This is a genomic window from Pseudomonas sp. LD120 (genome assembly GCF_009861525.1).
Taxonomy (GTDB): Bacteria; Pseudomonadota; Gammaproteobacteria; order Pseudomonadales; family Pseudomonadaceae; genus Aquipseudomonas.
In genome coordinates this window covers 1,464,434-1,485,466 of the sequence record NZ_WVHL01000003.1, presented here as the reverse complement: position 1 = coordinate 1,485,466, position 21,033 = coordinate 1,464,434, and the positions used below count along the sequence as shown (strand labels likewise).

Sequence of the window (21,033 nt, the reverse complement as noted above, 5' to 3'; positions counted from 1 at the left end):
TCACAGCATTATTCCCGCGATTATTCAAACCCAAGGTGCCCGACCTGTGCACACCGTCAACGCGAGCGCATGAACGTCTCGTACTCCAGGTCATCCAGCGCCGTCGACAATCGCGCCAGTCCCAGCAGTACACACACCAGTAATGACAGGGTGAAGCCATAGCCGAAGAAGCTCGGTCCCAAGTGCAGGCTGAGCAAGGTCAATAGCCCATTGAGCACCACGAACAACAGGCACAACTGCAGCACGATCGCCCGTTTATCGAGGTAGAAAAACACGTTGAGAATCGCCATGAACACCACCTGGATGCTCACCCCGATCAAGTCGATATAGAACAGCGGCAAGTAGTAGCTGGATATGCCCAACCACTCCAGCAGGCGCGGGCCGAAGAGAAACAGCAGGACCACGGTGAGCCCCTGAACCTTGCAGATTTCCAGCAGCCCCTGACGGATCGAGAAGGTCATCTCGGTCTTTAACGAGGCAATGTGTTGCAAGGTTTCGCCGTCGCGCACAGCGCGGAACAAACGGTCGTACCACTCGGCGAAATCGGTTTCGATGCGCACCAAGAAAACCGCCATGCCGGGAATGATCGCCAGGTACGCAAGAAAGATGGGCAGGTCATACAGAATCGAGGCGCGCATTGGCCCGATCACCTGGCTGGAGGTGTCCGGGTTGAACCAGAAGATGAACTTGTCGACCCAGATCCCCAGGTTGTAGCAGAGCCCGGTCAACAGCAGGCTGACGAACACCTGGCGCCGATCGAGGAAGTCGAAGGCCACCAGCTTCTCGGCCCGGTACTCGCGCAGGATGTCGTAGAGAAACACAAACAGCAGCGTGCTGTGCCCCAGCAACAACGCCAGCAGCAGCCCTTCCATGCCCATGTGGCGCAAAAAGAATGCGCTGGCGACCATCAATCCATAGCCCAGCAACATCACCAGCAAGATGCGGTTATAAGCCTTCATCCCGGAGAGAAAGATGATCACCAGCCACAGGTTGCACAGCACCACGAAGTTGGCCAGCGTCAGCAAGCGGTAGATCAGTGCCTGGTCGAACAGCGTGATCAACAGCAGGATGCCCAACCCCCCGGCTCCCAGGGTCACCAGCAACAGCACCCCCAGCAGGTTGGGCAGGATCCGCTCGTATTGGCGCTCGAACAGGCGGTCGGAGACGAAACGGGTAAAAAACAGCTGCAAGCCGCCGGTGAGAATCAGCGACGTGGCCATCAGGTAGGTCACCGTGATCAGGAACTGCCGGATCAGCAGCTCCGGCACCACCAGCCCAAGGCTGATGACCCCCACCAGCATCACGCTGAGGATCGACAGGACCCAGGGCCCGGAGCTGATCAGCCCGGCATAGACATAGGCATGCAAGGTCGCCGTATAGGAGTCGCGGGAGAGAATCTTGCGCAGTTCAAAACCGATGCCGGCCATCTACACCGCCTCCTGTTGTACAACCTGCATGGCCGCGTGATAGAGCGCGCGATAACGATCGATCATCAGGGTTTCGCCGTAATAGCGGTGCACCCGCGCCAGGCCGGCGGCCTGGGCGGATGCCCAGCGTTCGGGGCTGCGCAGCAGGTCAATGATCGCCAGGGACGTGGCCTGCGGATCGGCAATCGCCACCACCTCCCCGGCCAGACCGAGCTCACGGTCGGCAGGCTCGCCGCCTTCGATCAGTTCGCGGCAGGAGCCCACGTCGCTGCTCACCACCGGCGTACCGGCGGCCCAGGCTTCGAGAATCACCAGGGGCTGGGCCTCGCTGATGGAGGTCAGCACCATCAGGCCCAGTTGCGGCAGGATGTCCTGGATTTTCTGAAACCCAAGGAACAAGACCTTGTGTTGCAGGCCGAGACTGACCACCAGGCTGCGGCACTCGGCGACGTACTCGGGATCTTCCTCTTGCGGACCGACGATCCAGCCTTCGACTTCAGGCATCACGCTGACCACCCCGCGCATGGCCCGCAGGAAGGTCTTGACGTCCTTGATCGGCACCACCCGGCCGATCAACCCGACCACCGGCGCGATGCCTTCGGCCCGGGCGTTGAGGGCCTGGGTCCAGAGCTGCAGATTGATCCCGTTGGGAATCACCTGGGTCCGTTCGGCCGACGCGCCATCCTTGATCTGTCGCTGCCGGTTGCCGTCGTACAAGGCAATGATCTGGTCGGCGCTCTCGTACACCAAGTACCCGATGCGCTCGAAAAAGCGTACCCAGAGCATGCGGATGTAGCCGGAGCCGGCGTCCATGCTGTCGTTGAGTGCCTGGTTACTGGTTTCGGCGATCCAACTGGCCTGGGCCAGATCGATCTTGCGCTCCTTGGTGTAGATCCCATGCTCGCTGAGCAGCAACTGGCAGCCCCACAACCGCTTGAGGATGCAGCCCGCCCATCCGGCATAACCGGTGGAAATCGAATGCAGCACCCGCGCCCGCGGCATCCGCCGGGCAGCGTCGGCGAGCATCAGCAGCGGCGACTGCATGGTGCGCAGGGTCCAGAAATAGTTGACGAAGGACGGATCGGCGCAGTGCTGCTCATAGCCTTCGGTCAGGGCGTCCCAGCTTGGACGGCTGTAGAGCACGTCATCCAGGGTAATCCGGCCCTGAGCCAGGGCGTCGAGCACGCCAAAGCCCAACTCGGCGCTCGGCTTCTGCGGATTGTGCAGGTAGCGATAGAGGTTGCTCAGCTCTTCAAACGAGGCCTGGTGGGCAACCCGCCGGTGCTTCGGGTTGTGCCAGGACTCCTCCAGATAGACCTCTTCGATGTGCACCACGTTGGCGGGAACCTCATAGCGCCGTTGACCATAGGCTTCACGCTGCCCGCCGATGAACAACACCGAAAAGGTCAGTTGCGGCAAGCCGAGGATCAGCTGGTGAATCCAGCCGGACACGCCGCCGCGCACATAAGGCCAGGTGCCTTCGAGCAACAGGCAGACATCGGCGATGGGGGTTGGGTTGACGGGCTGTTTCATGTCCAGGTCCTTAACAGCCCGGCAAAGGGCGGACGTTGTTGCATCTCCAGCGGCAGGCTTTTCAAGAGATCGGGAATCTCGGCGTAGTGCCCGGTTTCAAAGGCGATTTCAGCACGAAACGGCAAGACCTGGGCCGGGTCCATGCCCGCCTCCTGGGCCTGATGCATATGCAACCGGGCCTTGCCGACGTCGCCCCGTTCAAGGGCAATGCGCCCGGCCAGCAACAGCAGCTCCCCACCCTCGCCCGCCTTGAGCCCCAGCTCGGCATGCTCGCAGGCTTGCCCGAGGACGTGTTCCTGGACGCTACCCTGGGCCAGCCCCAGGTAGGCCAGCTCCCAGTACCAGCGCGCCAGGGTGGCGTGCAAAGAGCCGGCCTTTTGTTCCGAGGCGCCGGGCAATTGTTCCAGTGAGGACTGGATGCGCAGGTTGATATCGCTTTCCTGCTTGTCGAGCATCGAATACGCCAGCAACCGCACATCGTCGCTCGGGTCGCCCAGGGCCAGCTTGAGAATCGGCACCGCTTCCCTGCCCGGCATCCGCCGCGTGGCCAGCAAGGCCGCAAGCCGCTGGTCAGGGTCCGGGGCGTGACGCAGCACGTCCTGCAAGCCGCTGTCGCCAAAGGTCGGCGAGTGCAGTGGGGTCTGCGCGCGAAACGGTAGATCGGGAATGCCAACCGAGTGCCACGTCTGTGCCTCGCGCTTGCGCGGCAGATACAGCGCCGGAAAGATCGCCGCAATCACTCCGATCGCCCCCAGCAGCGGCACAAAAAACGCCAGACTGAAGATGAACAACGGGCTCCACGGCAAGGGCCGGCGATAGCGCGCCGGCAACAGCAGCCACACCGCCGCGGTCAACAAACCACAGGCCAGACCGTGAGTCGTTGCGTACACAAACGCGATCTGCAGGTCAGGCAACTGCGCCGTCAGGCTGGCCCAGCTGCCTGCCTCAAGAAACAGCGCCCCGCTAAACAGCCACTTGCTGATCATTCAGGCCACACTCGTTGTACAGAAAGTTACGCAGTCCATCCCGTTGCCGGGCCGACTCCAGATCGTAAGGCAGCACCTTGACCCCAAGGCTGGTCAGTTCGACGCTCATGCCGAAGTGCTCGTGGACCAGTTTGCCCAGGCGCGACAGATAACCTTCGGCGCCCTCGGCACTGGTCAGTGGCAACAGCACCAATAACAGCCCATGCCCGCGGTTGTTGCCAAGGCTCAGGTGCAAGTCCAGTCCACGCTGACTGCGCTCGAACAGCCGGGTCAGCTCCTCGTTGGGCTGGGTCAGTTCGAAGGCATACAGGCAACCGGACAACCCGTGCTGTTCGACATCCACCAGCGAGCGCTTGAGCTGACGAGTGAAGTGCTGAGCGTCGGCGTTTTCCAGTTGCAGCACCTGTGTATCGCAGTGCAGCAAGTCGGCGATATGCCCGGCCAGGAGGGCCAACAGACTGAGGGTGCGCTCCTGGAAGGCGAAGAACGGCATCTGCCGTACCGCGAGAATCGCCAGCACCTGCCCCTGGGTATTCACCAGTGGGATACAGGCCTGCAACGACGACACCGTGGCCTGACCGCCAGTGTCGAGCAGCTCTTCACGCACGCTCACCAGCTCTTCGCGCTCCAGGCACAAACGCACCAGCAGGTCGTTCCTGTCCAGGGGGCCCATGGTGCCCACGGAGGCCAGCAAGGTGAGCGTCGCCGCGTCGTTGCCGGCCTGCTCCACACGGTACAGCCCGGCCACCCGCAACGAGCCGTACTGCCCCAACAAGGTCAATACCGGTTCGGCCAGCAGGCCCAGCGAGTCATCGCCAAGGCCTGCCCGCAGCCGCTCACGCAAGCCCAGCAAGGAACTGCGCAAGCTCTGGTCGCTGCCCGCCAGGCGCTGCTCCAGACGATCATGGGACACCCGCAGAATCTGGTGCGCGCGGGTGAAGTCGTCGAGCCGGTACTGGCGATATTCGTTCGCCATCTGCAAGCGCAGCAAGCGTCGTTCCCACAGGTCCCGCACCTCGCCCACGAGCATGCCGCTGACCAGCACGCCGACAATGTAGGACGGTGCGATCTGCGCGTAGCCGGACAGCCCCGTCTGACGCAACACAAAGAACGCCGCCACCAGCAGGCTGGCGCTGATCAGGCCACGGACAAAGCCGTAGCGCACCCCAAGCAACAACGGCGCCAGGACCGACCAGGGAAACTCACCCCGCACCTGCAGGGGGTCTTGCGGCGTCAGCCACAGGCCAAAACCGATGACCAGGGCGGTCACCAGGAAGGTTTCCAGCCACGAGGCCGGGCCGCTGGCACGGGGCGCCAGCGCGTAGTCCATGTGTGGAGAGCTCATCGCAATTACTCGATCCGAAGGCCGCCGACAAGCTTGTCGAGGACCTTCTGCGCCGCACCGGCCAGGCTTTCGCGGGACCAGCCGGCACGGGCACCGCTATTGCTCCAGAGCACCTTGCCGGTGTCCGCCTCGACCACCCGCAGGCTGATACCCACCGCCGGCTCGCCATCCAGGCCGTTCTTGTACTGCCACTCTTCGACGCTGCCGGAGACCACATAGTCGAGCTTCTGCTCACGGGCCCAGTCCATGGCGCCGGCCAGGCGCTCGTTATCGTCCAGCAGGGCCAGTTCACCCTGCCCCGGCGCGCCACTGTAAACCTGTGGTTGCAGGCCACGGCTGCTCAAGACGCTCAGCAGAATCTGCTCACTGCGCTCGCCCGCCTGGGGCGTCTGGGAATAGTTGACCAACGGCACCACGCCCCAGCGGGCCTTGCTGGACAGTTCGGGACTGCTTTGACCGGTGAAGCTGCTGCAGCCGGTCATCAACAAGGCGGCCATTGCCAGACTCACGCAACGAATGGATTGCATAAGGTTTACTCCTCTTTGAATTGCATGGTCAGCGTCCAAATCGCACGCTGTAACTGATACCCGCGGTACCACCGGACTGGCCCGTTCCGCCCTGAGGCGCCGACTGATAGCCGAAGGTCACGGCCAATTCGTCATCCCCCAACACCTCGATACCGATACCGGTACTGATGGCGTAGTTGAAGGTGCTGTCGGTCCACTGCCAGCCTGAACTGACGTCCACCAGCCAGGTGTACTGCCCGCGGGTGCGGTTCAGTGCTCCCGGAAAACCGCGGCGCCATGAACTGCCGAAGAACAGTTGGCCGTAGCGTTTTTGCAGCAGGGTCTGGCTGTTGATCTGGTTCGGGTCCGTAAGCTGGATTCCGGCCAGGTCAATGCCGCCGCCCAGGGTATTGGCCAGGTGCGGCAGCGCACGGTCGTTCAGGCTGTTTCGCTGATAGTCGATGCCGCCGCGCAGCTCCCAGCTCGGCCCTTCGAACTGCAAGGTGTGGCTGTACTCGATATTGAGCGCCTGCCCGTTGCCCAGATCATCGCCACTGCGGGTCGAGAACGAACGCTGGGCCAGATTCCAGGACAACTGGTCACGGGCCGAATAGCGATGCCGGCCGCCGGCCCAGACATCATTCTGGCGGCCGAAGGTGCGCATCAGTCCGGTGTCCTCGTTCTTGCGCTGCCAGTCGGCGCCGACTTGCAACTCATTGCCACTGTCCACCTGCCAGGTGCGGCTGACGCCGAGGCCGTTGCGGTTGTCATCCTTGCGCAAGCTGCTGTCGAGGATCAGCGTGTAATGACCGCTCTCCACCTGGCGTTGCAAGGTCAGTTGGGCATTGGTTTCGTTGCCCAGGCGCGCGCTGTCCAGGGTGTCGCCACTGTAGCGGCCCTGCTCCAGTACCAGGCTGGCGTACCCATTGTCGTTCAGGTAGCGCGCGGCGGTCAGGCGCGGGCCGTCGAACACCAGACCGCCGTAGTCCTGACGCTGCCAGGCCAGTTGCACGCCTTGCGGGGTGCGTTCGGTCATCTCGATGGCTTGGCGCCGCAGTTGCTCGCGCAGCGCCGGTGGCTGCTCTTCACCCAGCGCCGACAAGTCCACGGCCAGCGCTTCGCCGCTGCGTCCCAGGCTGTTGAGGGCTTCAACCTGCTGCGCCGAGTCCAGGTTAGCGCTGGCCAACAAACGCTCCAGGGCCTGACGGTTACTGCCGCGCAGGGCTTCCTGGATCTGCTCATAGCGACTGATCTTCAGGCCACGGCCGCGGGCCCAGGCCAGCCACTCATCCTTCTGCGCCGACTGGTTGGTGTCATCCAGGCGCGCCAGCCACTGCTCGAACCACAGCTGCAACATCGGCTTGGAACCGTCCTGCCATTGCATCGCCTGGTTGTGTGCCTTGCGCGACGAATAGCTGCTGGCCAGCAAACGCAACCAGGTCGAGTAACCCTGCGGTGTGGCGCGGATCTGTTCCGGCGTCACCTGGCGGTTGAGCTTGAGCCGCAGGCGCTGGGCCGACTCAGCATAACCGGCGCCTTCCAACGCATCGGCGTAGGCCGCCTGGACCATCCAGTCCCGAGGGTTGGCTTGCAGGTACAGGCGATACCAGGCCAGGGCCTCGGTGTTACGGCCAAGCAACTGGCTGGCCGCGGCAAACGGCAGCCACAACGTGCTGTCACTGCGGGCCAGGGCACGCCATTGCTGCAGCAGCGGCTTGATCTCGCTGGTACGGCCCAGGTCGACGTACAGCCACATCAGGCGTTCGCGGAAGGTGTTGTCATCCGGGAACCGGCTCAACCCCTGGCGATACAGGCGCAACGCCTGCTCGGGGTGCCCTTGCTGCACCGCCAGCGCGCCACGGGCCGCCAACACCTGGGACCTGTCGGATGCGTCCGGGTATTGCTCGGCGTCCTTGAGCAGGTCGATCACCATTGGCCAGTCCTGAAGCTCCTGGGCCAGCTGCAAGGCGGCAATCAGGCGCTGCGGATCGTGACCGCGGCGCCAACTGTCGACGGTCAACTGCAAGGCCTTGCGCGGATCGCGGGTGCGATAGAGGGCAATCAGTTCACTCTCGTCGCCAGTATTGAGCGAGCCCTTGATGGCCAGCATTTTCTCCAGCGCCAAACGCAGCTCGTCGTCCAATTCCAGATCCCAGGCCAGCGATGCACGGGACTGCCAGTAATTGAGGTCGTTGATCGTGTTGCCATCGACCGCGGTGATCACCTTCCAGGCCGCCTGGCTGTCAAACAGCTTGAGGTGGTTGTTGACCCAGTCCACGCGCTCGGTGCTGCTTAGCGAATAACCTTTGGCGAAGCGGTTCCAGACCAGCAGGCGCTGTGGGTACTGCTCGGTGTTTTCCAGGTTCTGCAACAGCCGCACCCAGGCCAGGCGATGCTTGGGGTATTGGCCGACATAGCGGCGCAACCACTGTTCCGCCTGCTCGGGGGTGCCCCGGGACTCTTCGGCATACACCAAGGCATCGAGTTCGACGTTGGTCAGCGGACGCGTGTTCATGATCGCCGCCAGCAGCGCAATGCCCCGGTCGAAATCATAGGTCTGCATCGCCAGGCGCCAGGTGTGCTCGAACTGCGCCGGGTCGTCACGCAGCTTGAGCAGACTGATCCAGTAGCCCAGCGCGGCAACCGAGTCGCCCCGCCATTCGGCGATATGGGCCATCTGCTCCAACAGTTGCGGATCGTCCGGACGCAGTTCGAGCAGTTGCACGCCCACCGTATGGGCCCCCTCTAGGTCGCCAAAGGCCAGGCGCTGCTTGAGCTCCTTGGCCAAGACCTCCGGGCTGTCGGGCTGCAACGTGCGCCATGCGCTAAAGAACCGCTCCGCCAGATCGGTACGGTTGTGCGCCACCGCCACATCGACGCCTTGCTCAAGCAGGGTCGGATCGAATTGAGCGTCGGGCTGCGCGGTCAGCTCCCGGGCCAGAAGTTCGGCCGCCTGATCGCCGCGATCGGCCGCCACCAGGGCCTTGAACGCGTCCTGGAGCAACTGCTGACGCTGTTCGGGCTTTTCGCTGTCATCGAGCAACTGCACATAGGTATCCGCCGCACGCCCGGGCTGCTCGCTGGCCTGATACCACTTCGCCGCCTCGGGCAGCCACTGCTCGCGCTGCTTGGGATCGCGCCGGGCCAACTCGGTATAGATATCCGCCGCCAGCCCCGGGGCCTGGGCACTCAAGGCCAAGGTGGCCAGCCGCTCGAGTTGCGGGCTGGGCAAGGATTTGTAGTCAAAGGCCTTGAAGCGTTCGGCCAGGGCCTGCAACGCCGCGCTGTCAGTGCTGTTGCTCAGGGCCAGGGCATCGAGTTGCAACTGATAGTAGGCCTTGAGCAACGGATCGGCCGCTGGCCATTGGGCCAAGTGCTTTTGTGCCCGCCCGTAGTCGCCCAACTGGATCAACAGATCGAGCAACTGGGCGCGCAGTACGTTGTTTTGCGGATGCGCCGCCAGCAGGACTTCGGCATAGCTGGCCGACACTTCATCGGGCTGGCCGCCCTTGGGGCGGAACGCGTCTTCGTTGCGAAAGGTCGCCCACAGCAGCACACCGACGGCAATCGCCACCAGCAGCAGTGCCCAGGGATTGAGCAACCGCGCGCTTTTAGTCTTAGTTGCAGAGGAGTTGGCCATCACTCACCTGCTTCATGGGAAGTTGGAAATGCCACAGCCCCTGCTCGGACTGACCGGCAAAGCGCTGCCCCTGGACCTCGACCCGACAGGCACTGGCCGAGCGCACCGAGAATTCCAAGTTGAATTCGCCGGCGAAGGAGAACCTCACCTGTCGGTCATTCACGTAACGCCAATCACGTAACGGAATATTCGCCAGCTCCAGCGCCGGGCGCGGATCACGCTCGGGCCGCAGGGCAAGCAACGCATGATCGGCACTCAAGGCCACATAGCGGCCCTGCGGCAGATCACGGACACCGGCCACGCCCTGGGAGCGCCCCAGGTCCGGCCAGCCCAGTGCTGGGTCCAGGCGTAAGGTGCGCAGGCCATCCATCCCGCGGATCTGCCAGTCGCCATTGAGGGTACGGGCCAGGCTGGCCTGGTACAGGCCGTGAATCCGGTCGATGTAGTCGCTCATCCACAACGACATCGGTTGCTGGCCACGCATGAACCGGTAGATCTCATTCATGGCCTTGATCGACGCCTGCTTGGTCCCCGAATAGAAGTGGTAATACAAGTGGATGCCGCGCAGGCGCCGTGGGCTGTCGGTCAGCTCGAAGGTGTCGATCACATCGCGAAAGCCGTAATACGGACCCTTCCACAGGTTGGTGTACATGTTCTCGTTGATCACCGGCGCGTAGTACTGCAAGCCGCCCTTGGTCGGACGCAACAAGGGGTACAACCCGGTCAGCGACGAATTGGCCTTGGTCAGGATGGTTTGCCCGCCGTTGACGTTCTTCAGCCCGGCGTTGTAGGCCATTTGGATGGTCTCGGCGCTGGGCAGCGCATCCCCCGGCCAGAAAATCATCTTCACCGGCTTCTTCGCGGTGGTCAGGCGGCTATTGATGTAGTCCCGCGAGCCGAGGATTTCCCGCGTGTAGTCGAGGGACTTATAGCCCGGAATGTTCAGGCGCAGGCCATATTCGGCATGGAAATCCTCGTCCTGTTTGGCCTTCTCCGGCTGCATGTAGAACGGGTGGCTGTAGGTGTGGGTCGCAACCTCGACCTTGGGGTCGGCGAAGATTTCCCGGGCGATGGGCTCCAGTTCCCTGGCCAGGAACGGCGACATGCCCTTGGGCCCGATCTCCCCTTCGATGATCGACACCGAGGTCAGAAACGGGTTGGGACGAATGTAGTCATCCAGCACCTGACGCCCGGAATACGGCGTGCCACGCACTTCGGCGTGGGACGCAAAGCCGTCACCGTCAATATGCACGGTGGCGATCCGACGGCCATTCTCGGTGGTGGTGTCCGGGTGCGGCTGAGCCGGCAGGCGCAGGGCTTTCTGGATAAACGCCAATGGATCGAGCATCCAGCGACTGCGCTCGACATTGGCCTCGACCACATAAGGCGCCAGGGCCATGCCGCCCCAATCGCCGGTGACCACCGGGGCGAACTTGCCGCCCTTGCCATCTCCCAGCAGCAAAGCCGGTTTCGGTCCGCCGGGCAGCAGCGTCACCCGGGTCAGTTCACGGGTGCGCACCACCACCGGTGCTTCGAAAGCACCGATCAGGGTCTTGTCCTGGCTCAGTACCTGCAGTGCATCGCGAGCCCCCGGTGCGGCGAGGTTCATCCCCAGGCGCTTGAGCAGCGCGCGATCCTCGATTGGCAAGCCCGCCATGATTGCCAGCGGCACCTGTTCATCCAGGCGCTGGCTGATCCAGCTGTAAAACGCCCGGCTGTCTTGGGGCGGGCCGCTGGTCATCCACACCACGACGCCAGCGTACAAACCGGCGAAGCCGTAGGACGGCAAACTGTCGTCGACCGGCAAGTAGTCCACTCGATAGCCCAGGTACTCCAACAGCCCGCCGAGCATCCGGTGGCCGGCGTGATCGTAGAGCTCACCTTCACGCGGGTCATAGAGCATGGCGATGCGACGCGGCTGGACTTCCACAGTGCTCATGCTGATGGCATTGAGGTCGGGAGTGGTGACCACCGGGATAAAGCCTTCCTCGCGCAACTGGCGAACCAGCTTGCGCGCCTCTTCACGCCGGTTGGCTGGCAGGTAGTCGATGGCCACCAGCGGCAGGTTCTTTGCGCGCAGGGGGGTGAGTTCGCCCTCAAGCCAATGGCGATCGGACTCCGACACCGGGCGATAGCGTTTGGCCGAGGCATCCCAACCGGCATGGATCGATTCCACGGCCACGGCCGCAGCGACGCCATCGAGCTCGCCCAGCACCTCAAAGCCACGGTTGAAAAACAGCTTCAGGTTAGGCAGGCGACTGTGCAGTTCACGCAGGAACGACACCAGGGCCTGGCGCTGCGGCTCGCGATGGACTTCAGGCAGCAATTGAAAACTGTCCAGGGTATCGAGAAACAAGCCGGCATAGCCCTGGTCCTGCAAGGCCTTGGCGCGCTTGAACAAGTGCTCGCGCCAGGCCGGCGCGGTCAGGTCCATCACCTGACTGTCCCAGGCCTTGTTCCGGGTCGAGCTTGCGCCCTGGCTCAGGGCCTCCCGGTCCAGAGCGGCGCGATCGCCGTCGAACTCGCCCACCGACAGATAGGCGAACGGTTGGCTACCGAGTTTGCGCAACATGGCGACATCCGCCGGGGTCATATGGCCGGGTTCGACCACGGCCCACTCAAACTGCGCCAACTCCTGCAGAGGGGGTTGCTCGGCGTACCAGAAACCCACACTGGCCGGCGCCGCGGGCGTGGCCTGCGCCAACGAACTCGTCGCACACAGGGCCAGTGCGGTAAACAACCGCCGAAGCACTTTGCCAACACCCGCCCTGCGAAACTCGATGTCCATAACTCACTCTTTGTTAGATCAATGTGCGCACCCTCACACGCTCGAACGTCCAGCCCTGGAACCGGCAAGGCAATGACGCTATAGGCTGCGATAAAGCCGAGCCAAACCCTCTGTCAGGCTGGTGGGCGTTCCCAGGTCGAAGCGTTCGCGCAGACGCTGATTGGCGGCCTTGGAGTGCCTGATATCGCCCGAACGGGCGGCGCCATGACTGACGTTCAAGGGTTTGCCACTGATCTGCTCCAGGGCGGCAATCAGGTCATTGAGAGTGGTCACGCCACCGAGGCCAACATTGGTGGCATCGGCCGTCGGCTCGGGGCGCTCAAGACCCTGGACCAGGATCTTCACCAGATCCTCGACATAGACGAAATCACGGGTTTGCCCGCCATCGCCAAACAGGGTGATGGGCCGCTCGGTTTTCGCCCGTTCGCTGAAAATGCTGATCACCCCGGAATACGGCGAAGAAGGATCCTGGCGAGGCCCAAAGATATTGAAGAAGCGCAGGATCACCGGTTCCAGCCCGTGCTGGCGCCGGTAGAAATCCAGGTAGTACTCGCTGGCGAGTTTGTCCGCCGCGTAGGGGGTCAACGGGGCTTTGGGCGTCTCTTCATCAATCGGCGAGCCCTCCCCGTTGTTGCCATAGACCGCGGCACTGGAGGCAAACACCACACGCCCGATACCCGCAGCGATCATCGCCTCACACACTCGCAGGGTGCCGATGAAGTTGCTCTGATGGGTACGTACCGGGTCTTCGACCGAGGCCTGCACCGAGGCGACAGCGGCCAGATGCACCACCGCTTCGCAACCTTGCATGGCGTGCGCCAGGGCTGCGGCATCGGCGACATCCCCGACCACCAGCTTCAGCGCGACATGATCCATCGGCAGGTTGCTCACCTTGCCGGTAGAGAGATCATCCAGAACATGAACGGCATAGCCTTTGGCCAACAGCGCATCCACCAGGTGAGAGCCAATGAAGCCGGCGCCCCCTGTTACCAGTATCCGTCCGGAAGACATAAATCATCCCAAAGAAAAGTAGTTCAGCTCCGTCGTCTGAAGCTAGCACACCCATGGAATAAGCCATGGCTATTAGCCCCTACGGCTGTCATTTCCCTGGTGACTGACTCTCTTTGAAAGGCTATGTGGCTTTTTTTGGAGAGACCTCAGAACGCTGGCGTCAAAAAAACACCAATAGAATCAGGCATTCAGCGGCGAGATAGTGAGATATAAAACAGGAATCGTCAAATATATGTCGATTGTTTTATTTTTTTAGGGTTTCGCGTAATTGTCGTCAATATATTGACCAGCAATTAAAAGCATGCAGGTGATCCGACTGGATCGAAGCGCAGAGCGGTTGGCACAGGGAGCCGCGACCCGTCGCATTGCAAGCGCCAGTCGTGAATCCCTGTACCCGCTCACCCGAGCGCGGGGTCATGCCGTCACACGTACTGCTTGTTCCCTTTACGCTCAAGCGGGTGGCCTTTGAAGACGTGAGGGCCGTCCATCGTCAACTCGACCTTGTCTCCTTTGCGAGTGAGCCAAGGCGTAGCTTCCGATCCGGTTTTGGAGGTCACGCCACTGGGGCTGATGCAGATCTCATCACCATCGATCTCGATGGTTCCCAAGACGTAGGTGTAAATCAGGCTACTGAAAAATCCTCCCTTGAATTCGAAGGCACACTCTACGACCTGATCCCCGTACTCCATGCGCATTCTGGGCTTGAGGGACGCCACCGACACCGCCCCATTGCCAACGGCGGAGTAAACGCTGCAGACCAGCGCGACTTTGCCACCCAGGCGATGGGAGATGGCCGGATTGATCTCAACGGTTTCGATCCCGGGCGCTGAAGCGCTTGCACTCACAACATCGCCAGTATGGAAAACAAAGGGATCGGCCTCGAAGGCGCCTCGCTTGTCAGGCGCTTGAATGATCGACATACGACCGTCAGGGCGAAGAATGCCGATACGCAGATCAAGGTCGTCGTTGTCCTGATCATCGCCGTTATCCACCCACGTGGCGCTGACCTTGATGAGCTTTGGCGCGGCCGCACCTTTTTCCAGGGAGACCTTATGCAGGCTTCCCGGCTTGTCCAGGGTGATCACCGACTTGGTGATATTGACCGGCTTCGCAGGGGGCGCGACCGGGGCAGGAGCAGCCGCGGGTTCATCCTCGACCTCCACGCCGTACAGACCACAGAGTCCGGCCAGACCCGAGGCGAAACCCTGCCACACCGATCGCGCTTTCGCCTGACCGTTTCGAACGTAGAGTTCGAGCACGATGATGCCCGTCTCCCGATCAAAGGCGCCGGGCGCAAGTTCCAGCGTCTGGCCGCCAGCAATGACCCGGGCGCTGAGGTTGGGCACGTCTGCGAAACCTCCAGCGCTGCCATCTTGGGTCAGGGTAATGGCGATCCTCGAGATTGAAGGCGCCAGACGACTCAGGTCAAAGCTGATGCTATGACTAACCGAGCCGCCCTGGCTGATCGGGGGGGAGAATGCCGCGGCGCCGGACACATGCTCGGGCGCATTGAAGAAAACCATCCCGCTGTCATCGAGCACTTTGCCAGTGTCCGAAACGAGGAAGGCTGTCAGGTTCACATCGAGGTTTACCCCCACGGAATGCGTGACCAGAACCTGACCTTGAGATTGGTTGAGGGTCGTGTTCTCGCCGGGTTTGAGGGACTGATTCAATTCGGGTGCCTATTCCTTGGATGATGTACAGACGATTTACGTCTGGATGGCATGAAACGAGATCCAAATTCGCCCATTCAGGGGCGAATTTCCAAACGGAGTATAACGGCAGCAAGCAAAGGTAGAAGCCAACCGCCTGCGTCCTCAAGAGCGAATTCGCCGGATCGGTCTCCACACGCCTCGCGGCCACCCAAGCAAAGGCGCCGCTTGCCCATCCCGCCGTAACGAAAAAGCCAGACGCTGGATTTGAGTAAACCTGCTGAAACGAAAAAAGGCCCCGAACAGACTGTGTGAAAACCTAGCAATCTGTCCGGCCCTTTATAGAGAATGCTCCGTATCGAAAGATACGGAGCATTTTTCGTTATGGCCTACATACAAGGAGAGTCCCGTAGCCAGACCAGCCTGTTCCCAGGCTCGCTGGAGGAGCTGATCCCTGAAGATCACCTCGTACGGGTCATCGACCTGTATGTCGCCAAGCTCGATCTGGGCCAGCTCGGTTTTGAGAACGCTCAGCCCAAGGCCACTGGGCGCCCTGCTTACGCCCCCCCCCCGATCAGCTCTATCTCTATCTCTGTGGCTATGGCTAGGGCTATGGCTATTTTCAGCGCATTCGCTCGTGGCGGCGCCTGGAAGCTGAGTGCCAGCGCAACATCGAAGTGATGTGGTTGATCAACCGGCTTAAACCCGACTTCAAGACCATCGCCGACTTTCGCAAGAACAACAAAGTAGCTTTCGTTACGACGTGCCGAGCTTTTGTGCAGTTCTGCCGATCCGTCGGCTTGATTGCGGGTGATCTGGTTGCGATCGACGGCAGTAAGTTTCAGGCAGTCGCTTCCTCGCGACGCCACCTGAATTTGAATCAGCTCAAGCGTCAGGAGGAGACGCTGGATAAGCGGACAATACCTGGCTGACCTGGATGCCGCTGATAAAGCACAGGGCGATCAAGGCGGCACTGGCGAAGCTTGAGGCCAAGCAGCAAGACAACCGTAGTTGCCAAGCGTTGATGACGTCGATGCCGGTGGAGCGTAAGGCTGCTCCGCTCAAGTAAGCAGCCTTACGCACTCGCGCGAGCCTTGTGGTTTAACTCGTGCGCAGTTGCCCTTCAGTAGCGAAACTTGCCGCCATGAATGTCCTGCAGCACCTGTTCAGTCACGCGCACGTAGGTTTCGGTACCCGGTAGCCAGGCGTAGACCGGGTCTTCGCCGGTTTGGCTGGGGTCGAAGGCTTCGGTCTTTAGCTTGGTCTTCTGGTATTTGAACGTGCCGGTGGTCTCCATGCAGGTCTTGATGCGCAGGAACATCGGCACCGCGTAGTGAGGCATCTGGCTTTTGACAAAGCGCAGCAGGTCGCAAAAGTCCAGTTGTTCCAGCGGGGCCGAAGGGGTGATGGCAGCCATCCCGGCGCGACCGTTGGTGTTCTTGATTTCCACACCGTAGGCCACGGCTTCGGCGATGTGGGGGTGTTGCACCATGATGTTTTCGACTTCGGTGGTGGAAACGTTTTCGCCTTTCCAGCGGTAAGTGTCCCCCAGGCGGTCGACGAATTGGGCGTGGCCAAAGCCGATATCGCGAATCAGGTCGCCGCTGTTGAAGTAACGATCGCCCTTTTCAAAAACGTCGCACAGCACCACTTTTTTGTTCTTCTCCGGATCGGTGTAACCGTCGAACGGGGCGCTGTCGTCGATCTTGGCCAGCAACAAGCCTTGGCCGCCCTTGCCGACTTTCTGCATGAAACCATTGGCGCCGCGCCGCGGCTCGCCGGTGTCGTGTTCGTACTCCACCAACGACCAGGCGTTGAGAGCAAAGCCGATGGTGTTGTCGAAGTTGAGGATGTTGGTAAAGCCGATGTTGCCGTCACTGGCGGCATACAACTCACAGACCCGGTCGATGTTGAAGCGCGTCTTGAAGTCGATCCACACGCCCGGGCGCAGGCCGTTGCCAATCATTTTCACCACCGGGTTGTCGCCATCGTTGCTGGCGGGAGGCTGGTCGATCAGGTAGCGACACAACTCACCGACGTAGCAAATGGTGGTGGCCTTGAATTTGCGCGCGTCATCCCAGAACTGACTGGCGCTGAATTTGCGGCGGATGGCGAAACCCGAGGCGCCAGCCAATGCCGAGCCCCAGCTCACGCACAGCCCGGTGCCGTGATAGAGCGGTAACGTGCAATAGACGATGTCATCGGGGCGCATGTCCAGGGCGATCATGCCGAAGCTACCGTAGGCTTTCATCCAGCGCCCGTGCTTGAACACCCCTGCCTTGGGCAAACCGGTGGTGCCGGAGGTGTAAATGTAGAAGCAAGCGTCGTCGAAATAGACCTGTTGGGTGGTCGCCGGGTTGGCGGTGGAATGCTCTTCGCTGACGCGGGTCAGGTTGACGTAACCCTCGGGCGCGATGCCCGCCTCGCGAGTGGTATCGGTGTCAGCCAGGAAGAACGTGCTCAGCTCATCGATGGCGACGTCGTTGCGCACCGCGTCAAAGGAGGGCACCAGTTCTTCGCCGACGATAATTGCCGAGGGTTTGACCAGGTTCAAGCTGTGGATCAGGACGTTGTTGGTCTGCGAGGTGTTGAGCATGGCGCAGATCCCGCCAATCTTGCTGACGGCCAGCACGCTGACCAGCAACTCCGGGCGATTTTCAATAAAGATGCCGACCACGTCGCCCTTTTTCAGGCCACGGGCAAGTAAGTAATGGGCGAAACGATTGGCCCACTGATTGACCTGCTCATAACTGAAACGATTGTCCTTGTAGAGCAGCGCTGGTCCTTGAGGGTTGCGCGCAACCGCCTGTTCGAAGGCCCAACCCAGGCCACAGGGCTGATCAACCTTGAGCTTGGAAGCTTTGACTCCCCTGACGAGCCGAGGAATGGCCCGGGTGATCGAAGGGATTTTGCGCAGCATCATGCCCCAGGTAATCATGTCGCTATTGCTACTCATGGCACCTCCTAGTGGATTGACCGTGACAGCCAGGCGGTTCGACAAACGCCATGACCGGCCGATCGTTTATGTCGTTGTGCACGCCATGTAAAAAGCCCTCACGCAACGGAGTGCGCGAGGGCGCGTGTTGCCAGGGCTTAGAACTCGTCGGCGACCGACTCAAGGATCTTGCCCATCAAGTAAACCGTGGTGCGCGCGACTTGTTTGACCGACTCTTTTTCTTCGTCGGTAACGACCCAGCGATCGATGGCGGCGTTGACTTGCTCGGAGTGCTTCTCGTCAATGATCGCGTGGGCGACAAAGAAGGTCAGTTCTTTATCGGTCAGCTTGAGTTGGTTTTTGCATACGTCCATCAATGGCTCAAGGTGCTCGTAGCAGTCCTCGGCCCAGAAACTGTAGCCCAGCCGTGGAATGATGCCGCGGCACACAGAGACGAAATCCAGGTAACCGTAGAACGCCTCGGTGGCCGGCAGCATCGGTTTTTCGAACTCGGACTCGTCGACGCCAATGGCGATCAGGTCGTTGTACGCCATGTTTTCATGGCCCAGCTCTTCCAGCGCATGCTTCATCGCGAAACGCAGCAAGCCGACCTTTTTGTGGTCCTGGTTCCAGCACGCCACCGCCTGGTTGATCGCGTTGTTCTTGGTGTAGTGATACACCTGGACAATCGATTTGATGTAGAGATCACGCTGCAACTCGGGGCGCTTCATCATCTGAAAAAAACGACCGACCTTGATCTTTTCCCATTCGGCATCACAGACGGCTTTCAGCTCTTTGCGAAACTCGGTTACTTCAGTCATTTCACTCTCTTCCTTGGCGGGTTGATACATCGTTTATGACGGTTTTTTATAGTTTCAAGCCAGCATCGGCTTACAGGCGCAACACGGACTTTATGATGTAGATGAATTTGGAGAAGAACCCCAAACCTTCGATAGTGTCCCAGTGTTCCATCAGCACTCCGTTTTCCACACGATAGATATCGATCACTTTGTAATTCACCGTGAAAAACTTGTGCTTCGCCCAATGTTTGGCATACAGGAAGACATAATCGCCTTCGGCACACACTCGCTCAATACTGGTACCCGACTCTGGGAATGTCTTGAAAAACTGGGTGAAGTAGGTCTTGAAGCCTTCGCGGCGCGGTGGAATAAATACGTTGTTGTGCTGTACATAATCCTCAGCAATCAATGTATCGGCGACCTCCAGTTCACGCTGACCAAACATGCGCTCATAAAATTCGATGACCACTTCTTTGTTCCTGGCTTCCATCTTGGATCAACCTCAGTGTTGTCGTTATTTTGGGATGCTCATACCGCCAGCAACTGCCTGGCAGCACGGGCGGCCAAGGTGTAGCGAATCAAGTCGTCGACGTCCTTCAGGTCCGTGGGGCAGCTTTGCAGGCCAAAGAAGGGCGTGACCGACGGCAACAGTTCGCCTTTGTACAGGGCGTAGTAATGATCGCCGCGAGCCTTGATTTGGAAGAAAATACCCTCCTGATCAAAGACAAAGCTGTCGAACTTCGGTGCTAGTCGTGGTTTTACGTAGGTGATGAAGGTTTTGTAGCCGCCTTTCAGGGCAACCAGCGAGGCACCCGTCATGGCCAATCCGTTAACCACGTTCTTGACCGGGGAATGCTTGTCGACAATCAGTCGCGAGAGCTCAACGCACTCATTCTCGTAATTGGGCCCGGAGAACTGCAGCAGTTTTTCATGGCTGATGTACTCCCCCGACTCATGAGGAAAAGGCGTAATACGCTGGGTGCCGATAATTTCACCGTCATAATAAAAGGCAAATACGTAAGAACGCGGATCGTACTCATCCAGGCATACGCTTTCGTCGACCGAGTTGCCAAACAATGTTCTGTAGTAAATCTTTCGTTGTCCGTACAAACGGCTGCGGGCTCGGGACAGTTCGGCAAACTGTGCAGGAGTAACCACCTGCCTAACTTTAACCTTGTCAGACTGACACAAGTCTTGAAGCACTGAATCATAGAAACTGTAGATTGCCGAACCGGCTGGATCATCTTTCACCAACTGCATACTTGCCGAAGGCAAGGCAGACTTGTTACTTGCGAGTGACGGCATGAGACCCCCTTCTTATTGTCATATGTAGTATTTAGCTCAGCCCAGCGCACAACTTAAGTTCCTACAGTACAAACATGACTTCGCCTCCTTGTGTAGATATCTACAGGTTGATGGTTGACTGACCGCGCACAGCAAGACACTCACCCTTTTATTGCGGGCGGCCCTTTAAACTAGGCTCTGTACGAACTGTTTGAGACGAAGGTCAGGCAAGGCGAAAACGGGCGAGGAACGGCCAGGGTCGCGTTCGACTTTACGGATTGTAAATGAGCATTCCGAGACCGTTTTCAACGCAGTATCACCGAGTATCAAGGCTTTTCGTACAAGGCCTAAAGCGACTTACAGTTAAACCGGTGGTAGCGAGTTCAAGGCTCGACGGATCTGCTCTGCGCGCGCGCCCAACACGTGGGGCGTAGCGAGTGGAAGGTCCGCATGTCCCAGGCTGAAACCGTCACCGACAAAGCGGGCCAGCACATGCAGATGGGCGTGGCCCACGGTTTGCCCGGCCACAGCGCCATCGCACAGCAGCAGGTTGATCCCTTCGCAGGGTTGTTCATCGAGGCTCAAGCCGCTTTCACGCAGGGCGGCCGCCACCCGTTGACCCACACGCATCATGTGGCCACAGGTTTGAGGAGGGATATCGCCCAGGCCGCTTGCGTGGGCCTTGGGAATGACCAGGACATGGCCAGGAGTAATCGGCTGGATGGAGAGAAAGGCTAGGCATTGCTCGTCTTCGTAGACAACGGCAGCCGGTGATTCTTTCTTGGCGATCGCACAGAAAATGCAGTTCACGAATAGCTCCCTCTATTGTTGTAGGTGCAAACCCGGTGGAGGCTTGAAAATCCGGGATGCTACAGGCTGAATTCCATTGCAGACCCAACAGCGTTGACCGCACAGCTTGAGGGTGAAATTACGCTCGGCGTTCCACACCTGTACACGGGAGTTTTGAAATGTTTTGTATCTGCCTCCCAGGAAGCCATCTAATGGATTGATTTCAATGAGCTTTCCTTACGTTATTTTTTGTATCTGCCCTTAAAGCCTTACAAGCCATGACCAGATCTCAGATCAAGCCGCCTCATGCCATGCGCCATGAGTTGATCGGCGTACC

The 21,033-nt window shown here is 60.1% G+C and carries 14 protein-coding genes and 1 pseudogene; 1 reads left to right on the top strand and 14 read right to left on the bottom strand.

The window, feature by feature from the left end; all coding sequences use genetic code 11:
- Positions 1-56: 56 nt before the first annotated feature.
- From pelG to PLD_RS12610, 9 genes are all read right to left on the bottom strand, one after another.
- Positions 57-1,427 (bottom strand): exopolysaccharide Pel transporter PelG, encoded by a 1,371-nt coding sequence (gene pelG, locus PLD_RS12650; RefSeq protein ID WP_159893060.1) that lies wholly within the window; start codon positions 1,425-1,427, stop codon positions 57-59.
- On the bottom strand, positions 1,428-2,960 hold the full coding sequence (pelF, locus tag PLD_RS12645) for a GT4 family glycosyltransferase PelF (RefSeq protein ID WP_159893058.1): 1,533 nt from the start codon (positions 2,958-2,960) through the stop codon (positions 1,428-1,430).
- The gene (locus PLD_RS12640; RefSeq protein ID WP_159893056.1) at positions 2,957-3,946 is read right to left on the bottom strand and encodes a HEAT repeat domain-containing protein; all 990 of its coding nucleotides are present in this window, start codon (positions 3,944-3,946) and stop codon (positions 2,957-2,959) included. The genes pelF and PLD_RS12640 overlap by 4 nt, the downstream gene beginning before the upstream one ends.
- Positions 3,924-5,291: a PelD GGDEF domain-containing protein gene (locus tag PLD_RS12635; protein ID WP_159893044.1), complete on the bottom strand. Its 1,368-nt coding sequence runs from the start codon at positions 5,289-5,291 to the stop codon at positions 3,924-3,926. Before PLD_RS12635 ends, PLD_RS12640 begins: the two co-directional genes overlap by 23 nt.
- Before the next feature lie 5 nt (positions 5,292-5,296).
- A complete protein-coding gene (locus tag PLD_RS12630) occupies positions 5,297-5,818 on the bottom strand; it encodes a penicillin-binding protein activator LpoB (RefSeq protein WP_159893042.1) in 522 nt (173 codons plus the stop codon).
- A gap of 28 nt (positions 5,819-5,846) precedes the next feature.
- Complete coding sequence (locus PLD_RS12625; protein ID WP_159893040.1) at positions 5,847-9,437, bottom strand: tetratricopeptide repeat protein; 3,591 nt, start codon at positions 9,435-9,437, stop codon at positions 5,847-5,849.
- The gene (locus PLD_RS12620; protein WP_159893038.1) at positions 9,415-12,225 is read right to left on the bottom strand and encodes a bifunctional glycoside hydrolase 114/ polysaccharide deacetylase family protein; all 2,811 of its coding nucleotides are present in this window, start codon (positions 12,223-12,225) and stop codon (positions 9,415-9,417) included. The genes PLD_RS12625 and PLD_RS12620 overlap by 23 nt, the downstream gene beginning before the upstream one ends.
- Positions 12,226-12,303: 78 nt before the next feature.
- Positions 12,304-13,236 carry an NAD-dependent epimerase/dehydratase family protein gene (locus PLD_RS12615; RefSeq protein ID WP_159893036.1) on the bottom strand — a complete coding sequence of 311 codons (933 nt, stop codon included), beginning with the start codon at positions 13,234-13,236 and terminating at the stop codon, positions 12,304-12,306.
- 422 nt (positions 13,237-13,658) lie between these two features.
- Positions 13,659-14,909 carry a TerD family protein gene (locus PLD_RS12610; RefSeq protein WP_159893034.1) on the bottom strand — a complete coding sequence of 417 codons (1,251 nt, stop codon included), beginning with the start codon at positions 14,907-14,909 and terminating at the stop codon, positions 13,659-13,661.
- Between the two features lie 363 nt (positions 14,910-15,272).
- Between PLD_RS12610 and PLD_RS12605 the strand changes: the two are divergent.
- A pseudogene (locus PLD_RS12605) lies at positions 15,273-15,936 on the top strand (transposase); the annotation flags it as partial.
- Positions 15,937-16,011: 75 nt separating this feature from the next.
- Here the strand turns inward: PLD_RS12605 and PLD_RS12600 are convergent.
- The 5 genes from PLD_RS12600 to PLD_RS12580 form a co-directional block, all read right to left on the bottom strand.
- Positions 16,012-17,844 carry a long-chain-acyl-CoA synthetase gene (locus PLD_RS12600; protein WP_159893032.1) on the bottom strand — a complete coding sequence of 611 codons (1,833 nt, stop codon included), beginning with the start codon at positions 17,842-17,844 and terminating at the stop codon, positions 16,012-16,014.
- Between the two features lie 137 nt (positions 17,845-17,981).
- The gene (locus tag PLD_RS12595; protein ID WP_159893030.1) at positions 17,982-18,644 is read right to left on the bottom strand and encodes an iron-containing redox enzyme family protein; all 663 of its coding nucleotides are present in this window, start codon (positions 18,642-18,644) and stop codon (positions 17,982-17,984) included.
- A gap of 70 nt (positions 18,645-18,714) precedes the next feature.
- Complete coding sequence (locus tag PLD_RS12590; protein ID WP_159893028.1) at positions 18,715-19,113, bottom strand: ester cyclase; 399 nt, start codon at positions 19,111-19,113, stop codon at positions 18,715-18,717.
- Between the two features lie 38 nt (positions 19,114-19,151).
- Complete coding sequence (locus tag PLD_RS12585) at positions 19,152-19,928, bottom strand: hypothetical protein (RefSeq protein ID WP_256674608.1); 777 nt, start codon at positions 19,926-19,928, stop codon at positions 19,152-19,154.
- Positions 19,929-20,270: 342 nt separating this feature from the next.
- Positions 20,271-20,717 (bottom strand): HIT family protein, encoded by a 447-nt coding sequence (locus tag PLD_RS12580; RefSeq protein ID WP_159893026.1) that lies wholly within the window; start codon positions 20,715-20,717, stop codon positions 20,271-20,273.
- Between the last annotated feature and the right edge of the window lie 316 nt (positions 20,718-21,033).